This window comes from Lysinibacillus sp. FSL L8-0312, assembly GCF_038003285.1.
Classification (GTDB): Bacteria; Bacillota; Bacilli; order Bacillales_A; family Planococcaceae; genus Lysinibacillus; species Lysinibacillus fusiformis_D.
Genome location: NZ_JBBOOV010000001.1, coordinates 1,237,266 through 1,262,121, shown reverse-complemented (window position 1 = coordinate 1,262,121; position 24,856 = coordinate 1,237,266). Strand labels below are relative to the sequence as shown.

At 37.8% G+C, this 24,856-nt stretch carries 17 protein-coding genes and 1 pseudogene; 14 read left to right on the top strand and 4 right to left on the bottom strand.

Features of this window, described 5'->3' with window-relative positions; genetic code table 11:
• Positions 1-38: 38 nt before the first annotated feature.
• The 5 genes from ilvC to MHI22_RS06450 all read left to right on the top strand — a co-directional run bounded on the left by ilvC (position 39) and on the right by MHI22_RS06450 (position 8,325).
• Positions 39-1,073, top strand: a complete 1,035-nt coding sequence (gene ilvC / locus MHI22_RS06470) for a ketol-acid reductoisomerase (RefSeq protein ID WP_036123296.1) — start codon at positions 39-41, stop codon at positions 1,071-1,073.
• Between the two features lie 368 nt (positions 1,074-1,441).
• Positions 1,442-2,542: a 3-isopropylmalate dehydrogenase gene (leuB, locus tag MHI22_RS06465; RefSeq protein WP_036123302.1), complete on the top strand. Its 1,101-nt coding sequence runs from the start codon at positions 1,442-1,444 to the stop codon at positions 2,540-2,542.
• A 17-nt stretch (positions 2,543-2,559) separates the two neighbouring features.
• Complete coding sequence (gene leuC / locus MHI22_RS06460; protein ID WP_271910172.1) at positions 2,560-3,969, top strand: 3-isopropylmalate dehydratase large subunit; 1,410 nt, start codon at positions 2,560-2,562, stop codon at positions 3,967-3,969.
• Between the two features lie 31 nt (positions 3,970-4,000).
• On the top strand, positions 4,001-4,591 hold the full coding sequence (gene leuD / locus MHI22_RS06455) for a 3-isopropylmalate dehydratase small subunit (RefSeq protein WP_058844543.1): 591 nt from the start codon (positions 4,001-4,003) through the stop codon (positions 4,589-4,591).
• Positions 4,592-5,097: 506 nt separating this feature from the next.
• The gene (locus tag MHI22_RS06450; protein ID WP_340811422.1) at positions 5,098-8,325 is read left to right on the top strand and encodes a collagenase; all 3,228 of its coding nucleotides are present in this window, start codon (positions 5,098-5,100) and stop codon (positions 8,323-8,325) included.
• Positions 8,326-8,463: 138 nt separating this feature from the next.
• Here MHI22_RS06450 and MHI22_RS06445 read toward each other — a convergent pair whose 3' ends face one another.
• Positions 8,464-10,176: a methyl-accepting chemotaxis protein gene (locus MHI22_RS06445; protein WP_058844545.1), complete on the bottom strand. Its 1,713-nt coding sequence runs from the start codon at positions 10,174-10,176 to the stop codon at positions 8,464-8,466.
• 588 nt (positions 10,177-10,764) lie between these two features.
• On the opposite strand from MHI22_RS06445, the pseudogene tnpA reads away from it, so the two are divergent.
• Positions 10,765-11,240: pseudogene (gene tnpA, locus MHI22_RS06440) on the top strand (IS200/IS605 family transposase).
• 376 nt (positions 11,241-11,616) lie between these two features.
• On the opposite strand, the gene MHI22_RS06435 reads toward tnpA, so the two are convergent.
• A complete protein-coding gene (locus MHI22_RS06435; RefSeq protein ID WP_101966764.1) occupies positions 11,617-12,825 on the bottom strand; it encodes an MFS transporter in 1,209 nt (402 codons plus the stop codon).
• Positions 12,826-13,051: 226 nt separating this feature from the next.
• Between MHI22_RS06435 and MHI22_RS06430 the strand changes: the two genes are divergently transcribed.
• The 8 genes from MHI22_RS06430 (at position 13,052) to MHI22_RS06395 (ending at position 23,131) form a co-directional block, all read left to right on the top strand.
• On the top strand, positions 13,052-13,492 hold the full coding sequence (locus tag MHI22_RS06430) for an Lrp/AsnC family transcriptional regulator (RefSeq protein WP_271910166.1): 441 nt from the start codon (positions 13,052-13,054) through the stop codon (positions 13,490-13,492).
• A 244-nt stretch (positions 13,493-13,736) separates the two neighbouring features.
• Positions 13,737-14,621, top strand: coding sequence for a ribokinase (gene rbsK, locus MHI22_RS06425; protein ID WP_271910164.1), 885 nt, complete (start codon positions 13,737-13,739; stop codon positions 14,619-14,621).
• 287 nt (positions 14,622-14,908) lie between these two features.
• Complete coding sequence (locus tag MHI22_RS06420) at positions 14,909-16,759, top strand: dynamin family protein (protein WP_036128322.1); 1,851 nt, start codon at positions 14,909-14,911, stop codon at positions 16,757-16,759.
• A 490-nt stretch (positions 16,760-17,249) separates the two neighbouring features.
• A complete protein-coding gene (locus MHI22_RS06415; RefSeq protein ID WP_330493253.1) occupies positions 17,250-18,470 on the top strand; it encodes an RtcB family protein in 1,221 nt (406 codons plus the stop codon).
• A gap of 71 nt (positions 18,471-18,541) precedes the next feature.
• Positions 18,542-19,549, top strand: coding sequence for a LacI family DNA-binding transcriptional regulator (locus MHI22_RS06410; RefSeq protein ID WP_231745076.1), 1,008 nt, complete (start codon positions 18,542-18,544; stop codon positions 19,547-19,549).
• Between the two features lie 94 nt (positions 19,550-19,643).
• Entirely contained in the window at positions 19,644-21,065 is a 1,422-nt protein-coding gene (locus MHI22_RS06405) for an aldehyde dehydrogenase family protein (RefSeq protein ID WP_058844549.1), read from the top strand.
• A 21-nt stretch (positions 21,066-21,086) separates the two neighbouring features.
• A complete protein-coding gene (gene ahlS / locus MHI22_RS06400; RefSeq protein ID WP_371327981.1) occupies positions 21,087-21,932 on the top strand; it encodes an AhlS family quorum-quenching N-acyl homoserine lactonase in 846 nt (281 codons plus the stop codon).
• A gap of 17 nt (positions 21,933-21,949) precedes the next feature.
• The gene (locus MHI22_RS06395) at positions 21,950-23,131 is read left to right on the top strand and encodes an iron-containing alcohol dehydrogenase (protein WP_058844550.1); all 1,182 of its coding nucleotides are present in this window, start codon (positions 21,950-21,952) and stop codon (positions 23,129-23,131) included.
• A 180-nt stretch (positions 23,132-23,311) separates the two neighbouring features.
• Here MHI22_RS06395 and MHI22_RS06390 read toward each other — a convergent pair whose 3' ends face one another.
• Complete coding sequence (locus MHI22_RS06390) at positions 23,312-23,821, bottom strand: ferritin (protein WP_036123519.1); 510 nt, start codon at positions 23,819-23,821, stop codon at positions 23,312-23,314.
• A gap of 201 nt (positions 23,822-24,022) precedes the next feature.
• On the bottom strand, positions 24,023-24,784 hold the full coding sequence (locus MHI22_RS06385; protein WP_036123522.1) for a TerC family protein: 762 nt from the start codon (positions 24,782-24,784) through the stop codon (positions 24,023-24,025).
• Positions 24,785-24,856 lie beyond the last annotated feature (72 nt).

Genomic DNA, 24,856 nt, shown 5'->3' with positions numbered 1-24,856 from the left:
CTATGAAAACCAAACCAAATTCTAGGAGGAAATAAACTATGGCTACAATGTACTATGAACAAAACATCAACGAGGACGTATTAAAAGGAAAAAAAATCGCTATTATCGGTTACGGCTCACAAGGTCATGCACATGCACTAAACCTTAAAGAATCAGGCTTTGACGTAGTAGTTGGGGTTCGTCCAGGTGGATCATTCGATGCTGCGAAAGCTGATGGTATTGACGTGAAAACTGTGGCTGAGGCTGCACAAGAAGCAGATGTGATTCAAATTTTATTACCAGATGAGCGTCAAAAAGCCGTTTATGAAGCAGAAATTGCACCATATTTACAAGCTGGTAAAGCACTGATGTTTGCGCACGGCTTCAATATCCATTTTGGTCAAATTACACCACCAGCAGATGTTGACGTATTTTTAGTAGCACCAAAAGGACCAGGACATTTAGTTCGTCGTCAATTCCAAGAAGGTGCTGGTGTACCAGGTCTATTCGCTATCCATCAAGATGCTACTGGGCAAGCAAAAGATTTAGCACTTGCTTATGGGAAAGGAATTGGTGCTGCGCGAGGTGGTTTACTTGAAACAACATTCAAAGAAGAAACAGAGACAGATTTATTCGGTGAACAAGCAGTACTTTGTGGTGGTGCAACACAGCTAGTAAGAGCAGGTTTCGAAACGTTAGTAGAAGCTGGCTACCAACCAGAACTAGCTTACTTTGAAACGCTACATGAACTTAAATTAATTGTAGACCTAATGTTTGAAGGTGGTATGGCTACAATGCGCTACTCGGTATCTGATACAGCAGAGTGGGGAGATTATGTGGCAGGACCACGCATTATTGATGAAACTGTAAAGGCTCGTATGAAAGACGTGTTAACAGATATCCAAGATGGCACATTTGCACGTCGTTGGATTCAAGAAAATGAAAATGGTCGTCCAGAATATACAAAATTCAAGGAAGCTGGTGCGAACCACCAAATCGAAGAAGTTGGCGCGAAATTACGTGCTATGATGCCATTCATCAACGAAGGGAAAGAAAAAGTTGTGCGAGAAGTAGCGGCAAGTGCGAAAAATTAATATTTTCGATACTGCGCTTCACAATGGTGAACAATTGGCTGAGATCTACTTAACCGCAGCTGAAAATTTACTATGAGGATATATCGACTACCGGCCGTAACTCCTCTCAAGATGTTTAGAAGCTGCTATTAAATGCCATTAACCGTCATTTAATAGCATGCCTTCGGGAGCACATCCTGTATAGGTTTTAAAGGTAGTGAATCGTATGACATACCATTCACAAGTCGGATGCAATGATGATATGGCGTATTGTATCCATTCACAAAAAATTACGCGTAGACGTAATGAATGCGCCCACCTAAATTAATGGTAGGTGGGCGTCTTTACTAAATTAGCGAATGCGCTATACAAAGAAAGGTGTTTTGATGATGGAGAGAAAAATTACAGTACTTCCTGGTGATGGGATTGGCCCTGAGGTTGTTGCTTCTGCTGTACGTGTATTACAAGTGATTGGTAAACGATTTAATCATACTTTTCATTTAGGGTATGCAACAATTGGAGGTGCTGCTATCGACCAGCATAATAATCCACTACCAGAAGAAACAATCGAGATGTGTGAAAATAGTGATGCGATTTTATTAGGTGCTGTAGGTGGTCCAAAGTGGGATCAGAATCCACCTGAATTACGCCCGGAAAAAGGGTTATTGCGAATTCGCAAACACTTCGATCTTTTTGCAAATCTACGTCCAGTAAAGGCGTTCCCGAGTTTACTAGATGCTTCACCACTGAAACGTGAAGTAGCTGAAAACGTTGATTTAATGATTGTCCGTGAACTAACAGGCGGCGTATACTTCGGGGAACCACGTATGCGTACTGAAAATGGCGCAATTGATACAACGGTCTACTCAAAAGCAGAAGTGGAACGTATTGTTGAAAATGCCTTTGAGCTAGCACGTTTACGTGGCGGCAAATTATGCTCTGTTGATAAGGCGAATGTGCTTGAAACAAGTCGCTTATGGCGAGAAGTCGTAGAAGCTAAGAAAAAAGATTATCCAGATGTGATCGTGGAACATAATCTAGTAGACTCTGTGGCGATGAAACTTATTACAAACCCAGGACACTATGATGTTGTAGTCACCGAAAATATGTTTGGTGATATTTTAAGTGATGAAGCTTCTGTCATTACTGGCTCTTTAGGTGTATTACCATCAGCATCTATCCGTGGCGATAATTTTGGCTTATATGAACCAGTACATGGGTCAGCACCAGAAATTGCAGGGCAAGGAGTCGCAAACCCTGCAGCAACCATTCTTTCTGTCGCTATGATGCTACAATATTCATTTGGCTTAACAGAAGAGGCAGCAGAAATTGAGCGTGCTGTTAGTGCGGTATTTGATGATGGTTACTTTACAGCAGATCTAGCCCGTGACGGCAATCGTATTCTTTCGACAAATGAATGGACAGATAAAGTAATTAATGAAATTGATACTAGCTTTGTTTCACAAAGCATTATGACAACATATATTTAAAGAAATAGGTGAAGACAATGGGTAAAAATATAATTGAAAAGATTTGGGATAAACATGTAGTTTATCAGGAAGAGGGCAAACCGGACCTGTTATATATTGATCTTCATTTAATTCATGAAGTAACATCTCCGCAAGCTTTTGAAGGGCTACGTTTGAATGGACGTAAAGTGCGTCGTCCTGATTTAAGCTTTGCGACAATGGATCATAATGTACCAACGAAAAATTTACCGACTATCCATGATCCCATTGCACGCAATCAAATCGAAACATTGGCTAAAAATGCTGAAGAATTTGGCGTTGAGCTAGCAGGGATGGGTCACCCTGACCAAGGCATTGTACATGTTATCGGGCCTGAGCTAGGGCTAACACAGCCAGGTAAAACAATTGTCTGCGGTGACTCACATACATCCACTCACGGTGCCTTTGGGGCAATTGCTTTTGGGATTGGTACATCAGAGGTAGAGCATGTATTATCGACGCAAACATTATGGCAAAATAAGCCGAAGACGATGGAAATTCGTGTTGAAGGGGAGCTACAAGTTGGCGTAGCAGCTAAAGATATTATTTTAGCCATTATTGCGAAGTTCGGCATTGGCGTTGGTACAGGACATATTGTGGAGTTCACTGGAGAGGCAATCCACAAATTATCAATGGAAGAACGTATGACGATTTGTAATATGTCGATTGAGGCAGGAGCAAAAGCAGGGCTCATCTCACCTGACCAAACAACCGTCGATTATATTCGTGGTCGCAAATATGCACCCCAAGGTGAAAAATTAGAGGAAGCAGCTGCTTATTGGCTAAGCCTTGCCTCAGACGAGGATGCTACGTACGATACAGTTCGTATCATACAAGCAGAAGAAATTGAACCTATCATTACATGGGGTACCAATCCCTCGATGGGTACGGGTGTTTCAGGATATGTGCCTACACAGGCAGATTACGAGGATGACTCTGATAAGGCGGCACTTCAAAAAGCGCTTGCTTATATGGGCTTAGAGGAAGGGCAATCCTTAACATCCATTGACATCCAGCATGTCTTTATTGGCTCCTGTACAAATTCACGAATTAGTGATTTACGTGCGGCAGCTAATATCATCAAAGGACGCAAGGTGCACGATAAGGTCACAGCGATCGTTGTGCCAGGGTCACATACTACGAAAAAGCAAGCGGAGGCAGAAGGTTTGGATAAAATCTTTATGGAAGCTGGCTTTGAATGGCGGGAGTCAGGTTGCTCCATGTGTTTAGCCATGAATGATGATGTCGTACCAGCTGGTGAACGCTGTGCTTCTACATCTAACCGCAACTTTGAAGGACGTCAGGGCGCGGGTTCTCGTACACATTTAGTATCACCACCAATGGCAGCAGCCGCTGCGATTGCAGGTCATTTTGTTGATGTGCGTGAATTTGTCAAGGAAACTGTGTAAATCTTGCTTTACACGGAAGGGATGAGTAAAAATGGAACCAATTAATATCGTCAATAGTGTCATCACACCACTTGATCGTAAAAATGTCGATACAGATCAAATTATTTCAAAGGAATTTCTAAAACGCATTGAGCGCACAGGTTTTGGGCAGTATTTATTTTATCACTGGCGCTATGATGCGCAAGGCAATGAAGTAACAGACTTCGTATTAAATAAACCTGAATTTAAAGCATCAAAAATTCTAGTAGCACAAGATAATTTCGGCTGTGGCTCATCTCGTGAGCATGCACCATGGGCCATTTTAGATTATGGTTTTAATGTAGTAATAGCACCTTCCTTTGCAGATATCTTCCATAATAATTGCTTTAAAAATGGAATTTTACCTATTAAGCTAACAGAAGCCGAATGCGATAATATTCTGGCTAAAGGTTTGGCAAAGCCGTACACAATGGAAGTAAATCTGGCAGAGCAAACTGTAACGGGTGAAGATGGTACAGTGTATCAATTCTCGATTGATCCGTATTATAAGGAAACGTTACTCAATGGCTGGGATGAAATCGCCTTAACCTTTAAATACGAAGACCATATTGCTGCCTATGAAGCAAAGCGGATAGCCTATTAACTTGATAGACTGAAGACAACTTTATGTTGTCTTCAGTTTTTTCTTTTACAGTGAAATAAAGTAAAGCTGTTGATTTCCACTACTGATGGATCAATTAGCACCCAAAGATCATTTAGTATGAAAACTAGAGACTGCTATTGATTTCGTTTATTTATCTAGTAGAAAACCTCTCTTCAGCCTAACATCCAAGTATTAATCCCTTCATTCTCACGTCGTAAATGTTCGGCTTCCTCCACAGACGATTCCCAAATATGATGTTGAATGAGTTTCTGGTGATTTGTCTATTAAAGAAATGTTTAGCTTCCCCATACTCATATATAAATGGAAGGTACTAAGTTCTATGGTCTAATTGTGTCTTAGTGTTCAAATTATAAAAGAAAAAATTCCTAAATATAACATTATCTATTGATATTTTTACATAATATGTTATTTTAAAATAGGTAATATAGTACCAAATAATAAATATATTACCAAATAAGTAATGTAGTACTATAGGAGGGCTTATTATGAAGAAAAAATTTAAATTCAATCAAGTGTTAATTGGGATTAGCACAATGGCACTGTCGTTAGGAGGGTTACAAGCAGAAGCATCAGCAGCAGAAAAAACGCCCTATAATGTATTACAAATGAAACCAATTGGCATAGAAACGTCGAAAGATGAAATTGTACACTCTACAAAGGCTGATGAAACATTATCATTTGATGAACGTTTGGAAATTGGAGATTTTTCGCAACATCCAGCTCCAATTATAGAACAGGCTGATACGAAGCAATTGCAGGAAAAGTACTCGATGGCAGAGCTTAATAAAATGAACGATCGTGAGCTAATTGATACGCTAGGAAATATTCGGTGGTATCAAATAACAGACTTGTTCCAATTCAGTGAGGAAACAAAAGCTTTCTATCAAAATGAAGAACGCATGCAAGTGATTATTAATGAATTGGGGAAAAGAGGAAGTTCTTTTACGAAAGATGATTCAAAGGGGATTGAAACATTTGTTGAGCTATTGCGTTCGGCTTTTTATGTAGCATTTTATAATAACGAACTAGGTTATTTAAACGAGAGAAGTTTCCAAGATAAGTGTTTACCAGCATTAAAAGAAATAGCTAAGAATCCGAACTTTAAACTAGGTACAGCTGAACAAGATAAAGTAGTATCTGCCTATGGGAAATTAATAGGTAATGCTTCTAGTGATGCGGAAACAGTTCAACTTGCTACGAAGATTTTAAAGCAGTATAACGAAAATCTCTCTACATTTGAAGACGAGTCGTCAAAAGGACAAGCTATATACGATGTAATACATGGCATTGATTATGACTTACAGTCGTATTTATATGATACTCGTAAAGAAGCTGATACGACGATGTGGTATGGCAAAATTGATAGCTTCATAAATGAAGTTAATAAAATTGCTCTTATACATAATGTGACAGATAACAATAGTTGGTTAATCAATAATGGCATTTATTATGCAGGGCGTTTAGGAGGCTTCCATAGTAATCCGAATAAAGGTTTAGAAGTTGTTACACAAGCGATGCAAATGTATCCATATTTAAGTGAAGCTTATTTTGTAGCAGTAGAGCAAATTACTACAAATTATGGTGGAAAAGACTATAGTGGAAAGACAGTAGATTTACAGCAAGTACGTGAAGAAGGAAAGGAGCAGTATCTACCGAAAACATATACATTTGATGATGGATCCATTGTATTTAAAACAGGAGATCAAGTAACAGAAGACAAAATTCAAAGATTATACTGGGCTGCAAAAGAAGTAAAAGCACAATATCATCGTGTAATTGGGAATGATAAAGCATTAGAACCAGGTAATGCTGACGATGTCTTAACAGTAGTTATTTATAACTCTCCAGATCAATATCGATTAAACCGTCAATTGTATGGATATGAAACAAATAATGGTGGTATTTATATTGAAGAGAATGGAACGTTTTTTACATATGAACGGACGCCAGAGCAAAGTATTTATAGTTTAGAAGAGTTGTTCCGTCATGAATATACACATTATTTACAGGGTAGGTATGAGGTTCCTGGTTTATTCGGAACAGGTGATATGTACCAAAACGAGCGACTAACATGGTTCCAGGAAGGAAATGCAGAATTTTTCGCAGGATCAACGCGTACAAATGATATTGTTCCACGTAAGAGTATTATTAGTGGATTATCGGAGGATCCATCACAACGCTATACAGCTGAACAAACAATGTTTGCAAAATATGGATCATGGGATTTTTATAACTATTCATTTGCATTGCAATCTTATATGTATAATCACCAATTTGATACATTTGATAGGATTCAAGATTTAATTCGAGCGAACGATGTGAAAAATTATGATGCGTATCGTGACACTTTAAGTAAAGATCCACAACTAAATGCGGAATACCAAGCCTATATGCAGCAATTGATTGATAATCAAGAAAAATACGAGGTACCACAAGTATCAGAAGATTATTTAGTGCAACATCAACCAAAAGCGTTAGACGAAGTGGAGCAAGAAATTGTCGATATTGCTAACATAAAAGATGGAAATATGACAAAACATAAATCTCAATTTTTTAATACATTTACACTCGAAGGCACGTATATAGGTAGTGAAACACAAGGTGAATCTCAAGATTGGAAAACGATGAGTAAGCAAGTGAACCAAGTATTGGAGCAACTGTCGCAAAAAGAGTGGAGCGGCTATAAAACAGCGACAGCGTATTTTGTAAACTACCGTGTGAATGCGGCAAACCAGTTTGAATATGATGTTGTTTTCCATGGCATTGCGACGGATGAGGGAGAAAATCAAGCGCCTTTTGTAACTATAAATGGTCCATATACTGGAATCAAAAATGAAAAAATCCAGTTCAAAAGCGATGGTTCAAAAGATCACAATGGAGATATCGTTTCTTATCTTTGGGATTTTGGTGATGGAAAAACAAGTGAAGAGCCAAACCCTATTCATATATATGAAGCTGAAGGAACATATAATGTGATATTAACAGTGCAAAATGATAAGGGAATAGCAAGTAAAGCTAAAACAATTGTAACTGTACGGAGAGGGGAGCAGACAGAGAATAATCATCCAGAAGAAGCGACTATCATGCCATTTAATATGCCTCTAAAAGGTAGTTTGATTGATAAGGATACGAATGTATATCAATTCGATATTACGTCTCCAGAAGAAATAGATATTTCTGTTGTAAATGAAAATCAAATTGGCATGACATGGGTGCTTTATCATGAGTCTGATATGCAAAATTACACTTCCTATGGGCAGGAAGATGGGAATATTATAAAAGGAAAATTGAATGCAAAACCAGGAAAATATTATTTATATATTTATAAATTTGATAATGAAAACGGGACATATACAGTAAATGTACGGAATGGAGCGCAAACAGAGATAGAACCAAATAATCATCCAGAAGAAGCGACTATAATGCCATTTAATATGCCAATAAAAGGTAGCTTGCTTGATGATGATAATACGGATATATATCAATTCGATGTTACGTCTCCAAAAGAAATAGATATTTCTGTCGTAAATGAAAATCAAATTGGCATGACATGGGTACTTTATCATGAGTCTGATATGCAAAATTACACTTCCTATGGACAGGAAGATGGAAGTATTATAAAAGGAAAATTAAATGCAAAACCAGGAAAGTATTATTTATATATTTATAAATTTGATAATGAAAATGGAACATATACTGTTAATGTACACTAATACTATTTTTTAAGATAAACGAAAATTCTTGTTTTTAGTGTGACGAGTAGCATTGAAAACTAAATAGTGTACGTAAGACATTCCTAGTTTAAAAAGCCCAATTTCTCTGTAATTAAATAGAGAAATTGGGCTTTGTTCTTACAATCGAGTTGAGTTTGTTTGAATCGTAAATTTTGAGACATTTTCCTGCATTTTATTAGCTAACTTTGCTAATTCTTCACTGGAATTGGCAATTTCATAAATGGAGTTTGTTTGATTTTGTAAATATGCGGCTGCTTCTTCCGTACCAGCTGCATTTTCTTCCGATATGGCAGATAAGTTTTGTAGAATATCTATTACTTCGTCCTTCTTTTCACCCATATTATTGCCTAAGTTATATAATTCCTCAATGACCGTTTTTATTTTTTCAATAGAGTTTGCAACATCTTCAAACTTGCCATTCGTAGTTTTAACACTTGTAGCTTGAGAATTGACAATATGATTCACTTCTTGGATAGTCTGAACAGCTTGTCCAGTTTTTGCTGTTAAGTCTCCTATAACAGTGGCAATTTCCTTAGTGAATTGATTTGATTGCTCCGCCAATTTTCGTATTTCGTCCGCAACAACTGCAAACCCTTTTCCAGCTTCGCCAGCTCTAGATGCTTCAATAGCCGCATTTAAAGCTAATAAATTCGTTTGTTCCGAAATGGTTCTTATCATCTGGCTTGCATTTTGAATTTTCCCAGAGCTTTCGTTTGTCGTGAGAATGATGTCATAAATTTCTTTTGCTGCCTTATTATTTTCTTCTGTTTTAGCAACAAGCTCTTTTAATATGAGTAAGCTTTCATCTTTAATATGGCTTACTTCATCGACAAATAGATTCAGATTTTCTAAATGATCCTGATTACTTTCAATTAATTCTCCTAGCTCTCCAATACTTGCAGTCCCGTATTCGGTATCTTTTGCTTGTTCCACAGCTCCCTTAGCAATGTCTTCAACAGCAGATGATAAATCCTTTGAAGACTCTAAAGAAGTACTGGTTGCATCTCGCAGTTCTTCAGATGATGCAGTAACCTTATTCGAAGTTAGACTGATTTCATTAAGTAAATCAACAAAGTGATTTTGCATCTCATTTAAAGCATATGTAAGCTTACCTACTTCATCGTTTCTAGTTGTATATTTTGGGGGGATTAACTCAGTGAATTCTCCTTTTCCCATGTCATTGCATTTATCAACTGCTAACAGTAAAGGTTTGAACATTTTATTTAAAATAAAAATCATTAAAATAATGAATAAAATACAGCCAACAGCAACTGTAATAATTTCCTTTAGTAAAATGGCATTCGTAACTTTTGTGATGTCACCCTCGAAAATACCTACATCCATAGATCCGTAAAGCGTATTATTTATATAAATCGGTACCATTATATCGAACGTCCAACTTTTCTGAACATCCGCATAGAATCTACTAGTCATCGTTTTCCCATTTTTCGCTCCATCTACAGAGTAGGAATCATCTTCATAGTTTTTACCTATTTTCTCCTTATCACTATGGGCAATTGCCGTAACATTTTTATCAATGACAACTGCATAAGCAATTCCATTTTGTTGTACTTTGTTTTCAACGAAATTTTGCAGTTCCACTGTAGGATTAGAATTAGAAACTAGAATATTCTCCACTTGACGTGCAATTTCATCGACCTGCTGTATACTCTTTTCTAATAAAGCATCTGAAACATTTTCTTTAACTGTCTTAATATTTAAATAGGAACTGATGCTGATAATCGAAATAAACAGTAAAAGTGATATTCCAATAATACGATTTTTTAAGCTTCCTTTTCTGACTCTACCATTTTTCTGCTGTTGACCCATAGACACTTACCACCTTCTTTTTATTATCTCTATTTTAAAATTAATTATAGTACTTTAGTTGTAGTTAATCAATATGATTTAGAACAAGGGTATTACTATAGCTTTTTCATTTTCATTGTTTTAAAAATATTACCTTAGTTGGTGAACTTCCTTATTTTCTAGGTTTTGTTAGCTGTTCATTTTCGTATTTGAAAAAGGCTTACCGCAAACCCTCTTATATCAACTATCTCTTGAAAATTTAACCTATGGACAAATGAAGGAACGCTACTACAGGTGAGATGGTTTATGTTAAACATGGCAGGCAGCTTAAAAGAATTTTTATGCTTAAAGAGTATGTTTATTATGTAGTGAATGACCATTTTTAAACATAATGAAAAATGACAAAAGGAAGCGAGTATGAACTTCTCGCTTCCTTTTGTCGACAGTCTGAACAGTCTCCGAGAAATCGAAGCTGTTTTATTGTATCTTTTGAAAACCCCTTGCTATGCGAGGGGTTCTAAAGAACTTCTAGCTAGGGACAAGAAAAAAACCCCAATCGTACAATGAATTCAGGTCTGGTCAACCGACTTCGTACGAAAGGAGATCCAAATGGATAATAAAAGTTTAGCACACGCAACATGGAATTGTAAGTATCACATTGTCTTTGCGCCAAAATATAGAAGGCAGATTATTTATGGACAAATCAAAGCAGACATAGGTAAAATTTTACGCCAGTTATGTGAAAAAAAGGAGTAGAAATTATAGAAGCAACAGCCTGCCCTGATCATATTCATATGTTGGTGAGTATTTCACCCAAACTAAGTGTTTCATCGTTTGTGGGATATTTGAAAGGGAAAAGTAGTTTAATGATATTCGATCGACATGCGAACCTGAAATACAAATATGGAAATAGAAAGTTTTGGTGTTGAGGATATTATGTAGATATAGTGGGAAGAAACAGAAAAATCATTCAGGAATATATAAAAAATCAATTACAAGAGGATATTCTTGAGGATCAAATGACCATGAAAGAATTCATCGATCCTTTTACAGGAGAAGAAATAAAAGCAAACAAACGAAAATAATAAGACCACTTTAGTGGTAGCTTAAAAACGGAGTGCGGTTGGCAGACCATTCAGAATGTCTTTAGACATGGGCCAGTACCCCAGCGTTTCACGCGCAGAGCAAGAGGCTGGGACATAACTCATTTTATTGAGAAAAAGCAAAAAATGAATGTTATTTTTGTGATTTATTAAAGTTTATGTGTTCTAATAACGCAAAAAAATGTTAGACCAAACTTGTAAATGGTCTAACATTTTTTCTTTTGTCCCAGCCGCTCTGATTAAATAGCAATACAATATACCTTTGAAATAAAGTTGCAGTGTTTACAAAAAAAGATAAGATGTTTGAAATAAAGTCGCAACGAAATGGCTATGTGTTTCAAGGAATATCCTGATTTAATCATTGTTTTGTTTGAGGAAACCCAGAAACATTTGCGCGAAACGCTACTAGAAATCCAAGAAGAATGAGGATAAACATTACCCATGGAAAAGATACTACATCAAATGATTCCATCAGGATTGCTCCAATTGCACTCCCTCCACCGATAGCGAGGTTCCAAACAGTAACTAGCATTGATTGGGCAATATCTGCACCTTTTTTAGCATTATCTGCTATTGCTGTTTGCGTAAGTGTTGCTGCTCCTCCAAAAGTTAAACCCCATAAAGCTACAGCAATGTAAATGATAGTAGGGTGACTAATTCCGATACCTAATAATAATGATGCCAATCCAAATCCGGCTAGACTCATTAACACTAAAGTACGTAGTATACGCTCAATGAATATACCAATAGCCCAAATTCCAACTAAAGATGCAATACCGAAAACGAGTAAAACCAAATCAACTCGTTGCGCAAGACCTGCTTCGGAGAGGTATGGTCCGATATAAGTATAAAGTATGTTATGAGAAAGTATCCAAACTAATACAACAAATAAAATCGGACGAACCCCAGGGGTAATGAAAACCTTGAGCAGGGTCATTCGCTTTTCAGATGTTTGCCCAGGAAAGTCAGGGATTTTCCAGATAATCCATAAAATCAATAATACTGCTAAGAGTGACATTATTCCGAAAACAGATCTCCAGCCAACAAGGGAACCGAGAAATGCCCCAGCAGGAACACCAAAAGCTAATGCAAGAGGAGTACCAATCATGGCCACTGCCATTGCCCTTCCCTTAAGTAACTCTGGCGCCATAAGTCGTGCATATCCCGCGCTCATTCCCCACAGGACGCCTGCCGTTACACCCGCAAAGAATCGAGCTATTATAGTTAAGGTAAAACTAGAAGAAAGGGCTGTAATAGTATTAAATACAAGGAACCCAATAATACATAAAAGCAGCAAGGGTTTCCTATGCCACCCTTGTGTTGCAGTGGTTATAGGAATAGCTGCAATTAGTGAGCCAAGAGCATAAGCTGTAATAAGTTGACCTGCAAGAGATTCGGACACAGCGAGTCCTTCACTTATCTGTATTAATAAACCAGCTGGTATAGTTTCGGTAAGGATACATATGAACCCTGCCATAGCTAGTGCAATTAAACCGGCCCAAGGGAGACGTTCTGAAGGTATTGCAACAGATTTTTCATTTTGTTTAGTTAAATCATTATTATTCATTTATAAAAGACCTCCTGATTAGTTGATAGAATTAATTATACTAATGTCATTTTTGATTTTACATTTGATAATAAAGGTATTATTATGTATTTAGCTATAAAATTAATGTATTTTGATGATATTGCATTTGAAGTATAATATAATAATGTAGGAGGCATAGACACCTTACAATAGGATAGCTATTAATTGTGAAATGTCAGTATCGTATAAATGAAGGGGTGCTTAAATGGATAGTATTGATGCAGATATACTAATGCGTTTACAATCAGATGCTCGGTTGTCAATGACTTCCCTTGGAAAACTAATAGGATTATCTCAACCAGCAATAACAGAGAGGGTAAAAAGACTAGAAGAACAAGAAGTGATTAAGAGCTACAGAGCTATAGTTTCGAATGAAAAAGTTGGGAAAACCACTGTTGCGTTTGTCCTTTTCCGGACTACAAAGTGCAATAATTTCGTTGATTATTGTAAGCAGGCCTCACAAGTAGTAGAGTGTCACCGAATTAGCGGAGAATATAATTATTTGATTAAAGTAGTAGTTGAATCAACAAAGGAACTTGAATTATTTGAAAATGATAGTATGAAGTATGGCGATTCCACTACATTGATTTCCTTATCATCACCTATTGAAAACAAGTCATTGATACCAAATTTAAGTGTTGAGTAACAAGTAGAGAGGCTTTTCAATTTTTCCAGGGTGCTCCAATAGAAAACTTAATGAACATGCAGGATTTCAAATGACTGCTGTTTCTGCTTATCAAGTGATTTCATTGGATATATTAGAAAAGTATCTAGATGATTTTTCGGTTTTTGCAAATATATTACTATAAAATTAGCTACTGAAATGAATACAATATTGTGTTCATTTCAGCTTTTTTTGCTAATCAAAAAGAAGAAAGGTAGTGAAATTGATGATTACAGTGATCGGAAGTTTAAATATGGATTTAGTTGTACACATGGATACTTTTCCAAAACAAGGGGAAACCATTCTGGGCAATGCATTTCAAACGGTCCCTGGAGGAAAAGGGGCTAATCAAGCAGTTGCGGCAGCTCGTCTTGGCAGTGAAGTGGCAATGATTGGCTGTGTAGGTGAGGATTATTTTGGTAAGGCATTACAAGCCACTTTACAGCAGGAGCAGATTCAGACAGATGCGATTGTAACTAGTACTTCTTCTCCTACAGGCATTGCCAATATTCTTCTTTACAATGACGATAATCGAATCGTTGTTGTACCTGGAGCAAACTATGCGTTATCCCCATCTCACCTTGAAGCTTCTAAGGAATTGATACAAAAAAGTCAAATGGTAATCATACAGCTTGAAATCCCAAAAGAGACGACAGCCTACGCCATTCAATTATGTAAAGAAGCAGGTGTTTCTGTCCTATTAAATCCTGCACCAGCAGCCAATTTTGATGTGCAGTGGATGGAGGATATTAGCTATTTAACGCCAAATGAAACAGAATGTGCTGAAATTTTTAATGAGCCGTTCGAGCAACTTTTAGAAAAGTATCCTAATAAAATAATTTTGACACGAGGTAGTGATGGTGCATGTTATTTCGATGGCTCCTATCCAATCCATGTACCAGGCTATATGACGACAGCTGTGGATACAACTGGAGCAGGAGATACGTTTAATGGGGCATTAGCCTATGCTTTAGTAGAGGGACAATCGTTGGATGAGGCCGTATACTTCGCCAATATTGCTGCTTCCTTGTCTGTAGAAAAATTTGGTGCACAAGGCGGCATGCCAACACTTGGCGCTGTTTACGCTCGGATGGCTGGAGTAGAGGAATAGACTTCATTTAGGAGAAAGGTCATTGCAATAGAAAAACAGAGGTAAATAAAAATGATAATACCTCATACTTCTATTAAAATTAGTAGAATTCAGAGGGGTACGCTGTTCCCTTTAGTCCGAGTAACCGCTCATATATGGAGCAGACATCGAATAAGTATAAGGATGAATTCCTATTTACTATATAATCACATAAGTACATTGTCCTCTTTTCATCAATCCATGTATTAGAAAAGCCATGGTTTCCTTTATAATAGTTTTATAGATACATACGAAAAGAGGTTTTGAGGATGACGAACATTGACAACACGCCAATCGAATATACAACCTCAGCGAATAATATTTTGCCACAATTTGTTGATCACCTGCGACATTTGTATGGCATCATTGTGCAAAATACATATGTGAAAGATACAGCGAAACATTTAAATCGGATTATTCAAGATGCCAATAACCAAACGATGATCTTAGTAGTTGGAAAAGAGCGAGTGGGCAAAACGACACTTGTCAATGGGCTTCTTGGACGTGAAATATTATCAGTTGATGATCAGCATCCAACAGGTGTAAATACATTTATACGCTATGGTGAACAAGAAGAGATTAAAGCCTATTTTTTAGATGGCGTTGTAGCTATATTTGATATGAGTAAACTAGAGCTACTGACAACTGGTGATACGTTTGCCTCTCAGATTTTACGGGAACATTTAGATTATCTTGAAGTCTATTTGAAAAATGATTTATTAAAATCGGTAACTATTATCGATTCTGTCTCATTAGAAGCAGGTGGAGGCGAAATGGCTTATTTCTCAGAAGCGCTTATGAACCGTGTCGATGAAATTTTCTGGGTGCTGCGTGCGGGTTCTATGGCGATTGATGCCGAACTATTATTGATAGATGCATTAAAAAATAAAGGGGTAGAACCTTTATGTGTCATCAATGGCATTGATATCGATGAGCATGCTACAGCATTTATGAGCTCAGAACAACAACGTATTGGTCATTTAATGAGTGATTTTGTAGCGGTTTCAGCAACCGATGCACTAGAAGCCAAACAAACGGACAACCAGGAGCTTTGGCAAAAAAGCCAGTACGATCATTTAATTGCCCACATCCATCGTGTGGCTGAAAATAGTGATAAAAAAACCTACGCCATCTTAATCCGCTTCTTGCAATGGCTTGAACGATTCCGCTTCGAATTAACTGTAATTCCACAACGTGATCCTTTTCAATCTGCTGTAGAGAATATTGAGAAATATGCAGGCGATACCCAATATGAATTTTCTCGCTATCAACGGGATTTAGCAATTGTTAAAGAATATGAGCAAGAATACGAGCAGGTAGCGAATACATTTAAACAAGTTCAAACATTATATCAGCTGTTACAAACGATCTCGCAACATGATTATTTACAGGATGATAAGGTGGAAGAGTTTACTGAAATGGCTGTGTATTACCAACAAATGTTACGAGAATACCGCAACATGCATAGTGAATATTCCCGTGAATATGAGCGTTTGGATGCGCAGCATAAAAAAATTCATGGCAAAGGGCTTATGAAAGCTATTTTTGGTCAGCATACACAAAATGAATTTTTCAAAGAGAGAGTTCAAAAATTAAATGAGCAGCAATTGGATTGTGTCGCTCAATATGACAAAGTACAGCAAGCGGAAGCCACTGTATTACAAATGATGCAAGGTATACAAGCCTATTTAGTGGATTTAGTGAAAGAGCGCATGCATCGTATTGAACAAAAAGTACAAGAATTAAATCAACAACGTGCAAAAGAGAAGCGCCAATTAAAGCGTTATGCTGAAAAGTTAAACGAATTTTCTTGCTTAATTGAAGCGCAGGGTTATATTAAAGAGCAGCTTCAACCATTTTTAATGAACGAGCAAATGCCGCTGAAAACGAAGGATCTTGAAATGCTAGAGGAAACTGTTCAGGCTATTCTAGCTATTGATTTATCCAACAAAGGCTTACTTGCACGAAGTCAAATGCATAATAAAATGGAAAGTATTGCAATACCTTTTGATGTACAAGAAAAGTACGCACTACAAAGGCTTACGTTAAAAGAAGAAGATGTAAAATCAAACGATATACCAGAAATACCAAAGAAATTAGCTATTCAGTATGAAGAATAAGCCTTCGCAAAACGTTCTAAAAGTATAATCTTTTAGAACGTTTCATGTTGTTGAGAACAGGTGATGTCAATGGCAGCAGCAGCCATTTTGAAAGGCGAGGGATTGATGTCCGTTCTGTTTGCGTCCTTTTCAGGAAGCGTTCGATGAGCCGCTTCATTCACCATGTGTAAAAGTATCTGTTTCTTATCTTTTATCCAAGCCCTAGTAAACAAAATAGCCCATTATTTGTATGATTAGTGAAAGGATAGTCTCTTATTTTCAATATGGAAAAATGATGAATGACAACACCCCTCCATAAAGAGTAGTGAATACCCTTCACTTTATTTGAAAACCTTTGCTAAAAAGAAACATTTTTATGGAGTGGAAAGCAAGTAGCCTGCAACGGAAACCCATTTTCACCCTTCACAAAAATGCTATGGATGGTTTTGTTTTTCAACACTATGAAACATTTCATTCCATTTTTACGTATAAATAGGAAGGAGGGATAGACATGATTGACATTAAAGGTCGTTACACAGAGGCCAAAATTTATGCACAAACAGCATTGCAAACTGCCATCGAGCAAATTCAAGAGCTGACAGATCAGGCTTTCATGGCAGGTACTAAGGTACGGATTATGCCAGATTATCATGCGGGGAAAGGTTGTGTTATTGGCACAACCATTCAATTACAGGGTCGTGTTGTACCAAATCTTGTCGGTGTAGATGTAGGCTGTGGTGTATTAGTCGCTCAATTAAATGTATCGACAGTGGATTATGAAAAGCTCGATACCATTATTCGAACACATATACCAAGTGGGCAGGACATTCATCAAGAAGTATCACCCAATCGACATTTTTTAGAGTTTGAAGGTAAACAATTTCGAGCAAGCGGCTTGAAAGATGACTATACCAATCTATCATTAGGGACACTTGGTGGAGGCAATCATTTCATTGAATTGGCAAAGGATGAAGACAATCACTACTATTTATTGATCCATACAGGTTCACGCTATGTAGGGGCAAAGGTTGCCAATTGGCATCAAAAGAGAGCTTATGAAAATTTACGTAGACAAGATTTGACTGAAAAGATAGTAGAGCTTAAGCAGCAAGGACGGGAACAGGAGATTCAAACGATGATTCAAGCCTATAAGGAACAACACCCGCCAGTTCCGAAAGATTTAGCCTATTTAGAAGGTGAAGCTTTCCATGACTATATTCACGATATGAAGATTGCACAGCAGTTTGCACGTATGAATCGTTGGACGATTGCAGAAACGATTGCTAAACAGATGGATTGGCATTTTGTAGATACCTTTGATACGATCCATAACTATATTGAGACAGAAACAATGACCCTTCGTAAGGGGGCTGTTCGTGCTAATAAAGGAGAAAAGCTTGTCATCCCTATGAATATGCGAGAAGGTTCTCTTATTTGTATTGGGAAGGGCAATGCAGAATGGAATTATTCAGCACCGCATGGAGCAGGGCGCATGTTCTCACGTCGAGCGGCTAAAAAAGCGTTGAATATGGAAGATTTTAAAGACACGATGAAAGGGGTTTGGACAACATCTGTTAACGAAGAAACATTGGATGAGGCACCAATGGCCTATAAGCCAATGGCAGAAATTACAGCTGCTATTGGGGAAACAGTGGATATTGTAAAAGTTATTCAACCCGTCTACAATTTTAAAGCGAGTGAAGCAGCTAAGCCCTATGAACGAAAGGGCTAAACCAATAATTGGTCTTCCCTATTACCATTATGCTATAAATGGTATAATATAGCTTTACAATGATGAAATGGGTGGTTTTTTTGGTATCTTCAAAAGATGTGGCAAAGCATGCTGGTGTCTCACAAACAACCGTGTCTAGGGTGTTGAATACGCCAGAGCTGGTAAAGCCAAAAACAATTGAAAAAGTAATGAAGGCGATTGAGGAACTAAACTATGTGCCAAATGATATAGCAAGATCGCTTGTTCAGAAAAAAACAGGCATTATAACATTGATTTCGGGGCCGTTACACAACCCTTTTTTTGTTGATACAACAACAGCAATCGTGAATTATGTTAATGCACGTGGCTATAAAGTCAATGTCTATTTTGGGACAGAGGATAATTTACATTCAATTTATAATGCGGTTTTGGAAACGAAAGCAGACGCGATCATTTTATCTTCTATGCTGTACCAAGATGATTTGTTTTTTAAACTAGAAAAACTAGGCATCCCGTTTATTATGTTTAATCGTAAGCATCAAGAAAATAGACATTTTGTAGAGATTGATAATGTGCATGCTGGTTATCTTGCAGCCAATCATGTTTTATCGTTAGGGCATCAATCCTTATGCTGGATAGGTGGGCCCCATCAAATGAGTACTTTTTATGGGCGCTATCAGGGATTTGAACGGGCCTTAAAGGAACATGGGATAGAGGCCAAAGCCGTGCCTACTTTTTTAACGAATACTAATAAAAAGGATATTGAACGTGCCTTTGAGGAACTTTTACAACTCGCTAGTAGACCAACAGCTATTTGCGCAGCTACAGATGCTATCGCTATTGAAATATTAAATCTTTGTTTGGAAAGAGGCTTTCAGGTTCCGAAGGATTTTAATGTCATAGGTATTGATAATGTCGAGCTGAGTAAACATCATTCTATTGCTTTAACAACAGTTGGTTTAACCACAGAGGAAAACCTTGGTTTTATGGCCATCGAAAAATTATTTGAGATCATGGAAAAAAAAAGTACTTGCATCCAGCAAACAGAGTCTGTTAAACTTTTCCCAAGAAATACAACGTGTAAAAATGAACTGATGTAATGTCAGTTTGTTTTTTACACTAAAATGGTTACGTATTCATTTCTTTATTTTCTGAAATGAATACGTAACCATAAAGAAAGGAGTGACACAAGTTTTGAAAAAGGGCTTATGGATCAACGGGGAATGGAAGATGACCGCTGACTGGATGGAGGTGCAAGCTCCTTACTCACAGGAAGTGATTGCACAATTTGCGATGGCTACTGAACAGGATGTACAGGAGGCCATTGAAAGTGCGCAGGCTGCAGCTCCTCAAATGGCTGCTTTAACCGCTTTTCAACGCGCAGAGATATTGGAACATTTAGCCACGCTGTTTGCGGAACATCGGGAAGAAGCAGCAAACATTATTTCATTGGAATCAGCGAAGCCGTTAAAGTATGCCTATGCAGAAATTGATCGCACCATTGAAACCTATAAATTTGCGGCTGAAGAAGCGAAGCGACTTACGGGTGAGATGATTCCGATGGATGCCTCGAAAAATGGAGAGGGGCGTTTTGCCTATACATTACGGGAACCAATAGGTGTAGTGGCAGCGATTACGCCATTTAACTTTCCGCAAAATCTAGTAGCCCATAAAGTAGGGCCAGCGTTAGCGGCAGGCAATACCATTGTGTTGAAGCCTGCCACACAAACAGCATTATCTGCTCATTTTTTAGCCAAGTTATTAGCCCAAACCAATTTACCAGCAGGAGCATTTAATCTTGTAACTGGACAAGGCAAATTAGTAGGGGATATGTTTTTAGCACATCCACACGTTAAAATGATAACGTTTACGGGAAGCCCTGCAGTAGGCATTTCCTTACGTAATCGAGCTGGTTTGAAAAAAGTAACATTAGAATTAGGCTCGAATGCAGGCGTTATTATTGATGAAGGAGTCCAACTCGACCGTATAATGGATCGCATTGTGATGGGAGCTTTTTCAAATCAAGGTCAAGTGTGTATTTCATTGCAGCGTATTTATGTTATGGAGAGTATGATTCACGAATTTTTATCGCTGCTGAAAGTAAAAATAGAACAGCTAATAATGGGTGATCCACTGGACAGCAAGACGGATTTAGCGACGATGATTTCACGAGCTGAACAACAGCGAGCCTATCAATGGATTGAAGAGGCAGTTGCGGAAGGGGCACAGATTATAACTGGTGGTCGCATTGAGAATCACATTTTATTACCTACTGTTTTATATAATGCTCAACCACAAAGCCGTGTGTCCTGTGAGGAAATCTTTGCACCTGTCGTTACGGTGAATACAGTCTCATCGATAGAGGATGCGATAGTAGCTATCAATGATTCCCATTATGGCTTACAGGCAGGGATTTTTACACCTTCTATTGAGATTGCTTTCCAAGCCACGAAATCATTACAGGTTGGCGGTGTCATTATTAATGATGTTCCGACGTATCGTGTAGATCATATGCCATACGGTGGTGTGAAGGAAAGTGGCACAGGTCGTGAGGGCATTAAATATGCAATAGAGGAAATGACGGAAATGAAGCTAGTAATTTGGAATAACCAATAATCACGAATGGAGATGGGAAACATGAAAATGATCAAACAACACCCAAAATTGTATGTAATGGACAATGGTACGATGCGAATGGATAAAAACTATATGATTGCCATGCATAATCCAGCAACGATCGATCATCCAAACCAACCAAATGAATTTGTGGAATTCCCTGTTTATACAGTGCTGATTGACCATCCAGAGGGTAAAATTCTCTTTGATACAGCGTGTAATCCAAATTCTATGGGGCCAGATGGCCGTTGGGGTGAATTTACGCAAAAGGCATTTCCTATTAATATGCCAGAAGAATGCTATTTGCATCATCGCTTAGAAGAATTAAACGTTCGTCCAGAGGACATCAAATATGTTGTCGCATCCCATTTGCATCTCGACCATGCAGGCTGCTTAGAATTGTTCACAAATGCAACAATTATTGTGCAAGAAGACGAATTTAACGGTACATTACAAACCTATGCACGAAACGTCAAAGACGGTGCGTATGTTTGGGGTGACATTGATATGTGGATTAAAAACAATCTACAATGGCGCCTAATTAAGCGTGGCGAGGATCAAGTGAAGCTAGCAGAAGGAATCCAAGTATTGAATTTTGGTAGTGGCCATGCTTGGGGTATGCTCGGTTTGCATATACAGATGCCCGATACAGGAGGCATCATTTTAGCCTCGGATGCTATTTATACGGCTGAAAGCTTTGGTCCTCCCGTTAAGCCACCAGGCATTATCTATGACTCTGTAGGCTATAATGCGACGGTTGAACGGATTCGAAGATTAGCAAATGAAACGAATTCACAAGTATGGTTTGGCCATGATCCTGTCCAATTTAAATCATTTAGAAAATCAACAGAAGGTTATTATGAATAGATAGGAGTAGAGAAGCCATGCATAAATTAACCTTTACACCTACAAGCTATACCGGCTGGGGAAGCTTAAGTCAGCTCCTGATAGAGGTAGAGAAATTGAACGCGCGCAATATTTTGATTGTGACAGATCCATTATTAAAAGAAATAGGGTTAACAGATCATGTTGAAAAACCTTTAATTGAAAAGGGGTATACAACCACTATTTATACGGAAATTGCACCAGAGCCACCGCTTGCCATTGGCGAAAAACTTGTAGATTTTACTCGAAATCATCAGTTCGATTTAGTCATTGGTGTAGGTGGGGGAAGTGCATTAGACTTAGCAAAGCTCGCTGCTGTATTAGCAACACATGAGGGACAAGTCGCAGATTATTTAAACCTAACAGGGACAAAAACATTGGACAATAAAGGGCTGCCCAAAATCTTAATTCCAACTACTTCTGGGACAGGCTCAGAGGTAACGAATATCTCTGTGCTATCACTCGACACAACGAAGGATGTCGTAACACATGATTATTTATTAGCAGATGTAGCAATTGTAGATCCAGCTTTAACGATTTCTTTACCACCAAAGGTAACGGCTGCTACAGGTGTGGATGCCCTCACACATGCCATTGAAGCTTATGTATCAGTGAATGCGAATGAGGTAACAGATGCCCTTGCCCTGCAAGCTATTCGATTAATTAGTCATTCGATTCGAACGGCTGTCCATGAGGGGCAAGATAAGCAGGCTCGAACAGATATGAGCTATGGCAGCTATTTAGCAGGCTTGGCATTCTTTAATGCTGGTGTAGCTGGTGTCCATGCGTTAGCCTATCCACTTGGCGGCCAATTCCATATTGCACATGGTGATTCCAATGCAGTGCTATTGCCATATGTTATGGGCTATATTCGTCAAAGCTGTGAAAAACGTCTGAAAGATATTTTAGATGCAATGGGTATAGCATCTGCCTATTTATCGCAAGAAGAGGCTTCCTATAAATGCGTCGACGCATTACAAAAACTCGTTCAAGATGTTAATATTCCTTCCACATTAAAAGGATTTAATATACCAGAACAAGCCTTAGAACAATTAACGGATGATGCAACGAAACAAACAAGAATTTTAGCACGAAGCCCGATGCTACTAGAACGAGAAGATATCTATGCTATTTATCGAGCTGCATTTGATGGAGAAGTTCGAGAGCCTAAACAATCATAATTAAGAAAAGAGAAACGTTGATTTTTGACGTTTCTTTTTTATGCAGATTATGATTTTTATTACGATCACCTACAGAATTAGCTGTAGTACAAAAATTAAGCTACGAAGCTTCTATGATGAAACTTCGTAGCTTTTGTCATTTCTTAGCTAATGATTCATGATTTTAAAAAAAACTATGTTTTATGCTTCAGCATCAGGTGTAAATGTACGCGAAGCTAATTCTGCATCTAGCATAAAGATAGCATTGGAGTCATTTTCAATACGCTCAATTTTGCGGATTAATGTATCGAATGTTGATTCTTCCTCTACCTGCTCATCGATAAACCATTTTAAGAATGCCATAGTCGCATGCTCACGTTCATCTAAAGCAATGTCTGATAAATTGTAAATGCGTCGTGTTACTTCTTTTTCGTGCGATAGAGCTGTTTTAAAGGCGTCTAAAATCGAATCAAAATGATTACCTGGGCTTTCAAAGCCTTGTATTGTTGCACGATAGCCCATATCACTTAAGAAATTATAAAATTTCATGGCATGGAAGCGTTCTTCTTCGGCTTGGACTAAAAAGAAGTTAGCGAAGCCATCATAATCTTGGTCTGTGCAATAGGCTGCCATTGCCATATAAGCATGGGCAGAGTAAAATTCAAAATTCATTTGTTCGTTAAGAGCTGTGTGTAATTTTTCAGATAACATAAAAGTTTTCCTCCTTTTGCAGTAAATGACTTCTTTACTAGTATACAGTGTAAAGGGGGTTACATACAAAAAATTTAATTTTCGAGGCAAATTGTGCAAAAGTTAATTGATATTAGTTCTCAATTAGAAAATTTGTACGTTTTCCTTTGAAGGAAATACGAAAACATCGCCTCGACATGAATCGAAGCGATGTTTTTTGTCTTATTGTTCTTGTTTCTTTTGGTTTTTGACACCGATTAAGTAGCCACCAAGTGCGATAGCAACTAAAACAATCCAGAAAATTGCTTTCCAAATAGTCGAGTGCGGGAATTCATGTGGAATCACGCCTAATTTCTCATGTGCCAGTGTTAACACAGCTAGTTTCACACCAACCCAACCAACAATTAGAAAGGCAGCTGTTTCAAGCGATGGGAATTTATCAAGAACTTTCACAAACCAACGAGCTGCGAAACGCATCATGATCACACCAATAATACCACCTAAGAACATAACAGCAAACTGACCTGCATTAATGCCACCGATATCAAAATCACCGATATGTGGTAGTGTGACAGCAATCGCTACCGCTGCTAAAATAGAGTCTACTGCGAATGCAATATCAGCAAGCTCTACTTTTACAACCGTCATCCAGAAGCCAGATTTCTTTTTAGGCTCTTGTACTTCCTCGGAGTTTTGCGAGGCTTTCCGGGAATCATAAATATGCTTTATTGACATAAACAATAAATAAGCAGCACCAATTGCCTGAATTTGCCAGAAATTAACGAGTGTTGTAATAAGGAATAGTGCGGCAAAGCGGAAAATAAATGCCCCAACTAATCCATATAATAAAGCTTTTTGTTGTTGAGCTTTTGGTAAATGCTTAACCATAACAGCCATTACGACAGCATTGTCAGCAGCTAACAAACCTTCTAGTACGATTAATACGACAAGTACCCATGCGTATTCTAAAATAATTGCCTCCAAATGTATTTCCTCCTTTAATTGTTGAACAGAAATGAATGGCTTGCTAACTTATTCTTTCCCTATTTTAAGCAA

What these genes read in the sequence shown, in the direction of transcription:
- MHI22_RS06435 (WP_101966764.1), bottom strand. Translation starts at nt 12,825, where the DNA reads ATGAATAATAATGATTTAACTAAACAAAATGAAAAATCTGTTGCAATA.
- MHI22_RS06430 (WP_271910166.1), top strand. Translation starts at nt 13,052, where the DNA reads ATGGATAGTATTGATGCAGATATACTAATGCGTTTACAATCAGATGCT.
- leuB (WP_036123302.1), top strand. Translation starts at nt 1,442, where the DNA reads ATGGAGAGAAAAATTACAGTACTTCCTGGTGATGGGATTGGCCCTGAG.
- ilvC (WP_036123296.1), top strand. Translation starts at nt 39, where the DNA reads ATGGCTACAATGTACTATGAACAAAACATCAACGAGGACGTATTAAAA.
- MHI22_RS06420 (WP_036128322.1), top strand. Translation starts at nt 14,909, where the DNA reads ATGACGAACATTGACAACACGCCAATCGAATATACAACCTCAGCGAAT.
- leuC (WP_271910172.1), top strand. Translation starts at nt 2,560, where the DNA reads ATGGGTAAAAATATAATTGAAAAGATTTGGGATAAACATGTAGTTTAT.
- MHI22_RS06445 (WP_058844545.1), bottom strand. Translation starts at nt 10,176, where the DNA reads ATGGGTCAACAGCAGAAAAATGGTAGAGTCAGAAAAGGAAGCTTAAAA.
- leuD (WP_058844543.1), top strand. Translation starts at nt 4,001, where the DNA reads ATGGAACCAATTAATATCGTCAATAGTGTCATCACACCACTTGATCGT.
- rbsK (WP_271910164.1), top strand. Translation starts at nt 13,737, where the DNA reads ATGATTACAGTGATCGGAAGTTTAAATATGGATTTAGTTGTACACATG.
- MHI22_RS06415 (WP_330493253.1), top strand. Translation starts at nt 17,250, where the DNA reads ATGATTGACATTAAAGGTCGTTACACAGAGGCCAAAATTTATGCACAA.
- MHI22_RS06450 (WP_340811422.1), top strand. Translation starts at nt 5,098, where the DNA reads ATGAAGAAAAAATTTAAATTCAATCAAGTGTTAATTGGGATTAGCACA.
- MHI22_RS06390 (WP_036123519.1), bottom strand. Translation starts at nt 23,821, where the DNA reads ATGTTATCTGAAAAATTACACACAGCTCTTAACGAACAAATGAATTTT.
- ahlS (WP_371327981.1), top strand. Translation starts at nt 21,087, where the DNA reads ATGAAAATGATCAAACAACACCCAAAATTGTATGTAATGGACAATGGT.
- MHI22_RS06395 (WP_058844550.1), top strand. Translation starts at nt 21,950, where the DNA reads ATGCATAAATTAACCTTTACACCTACAAGCTATACCGGCTGGGGAAGC.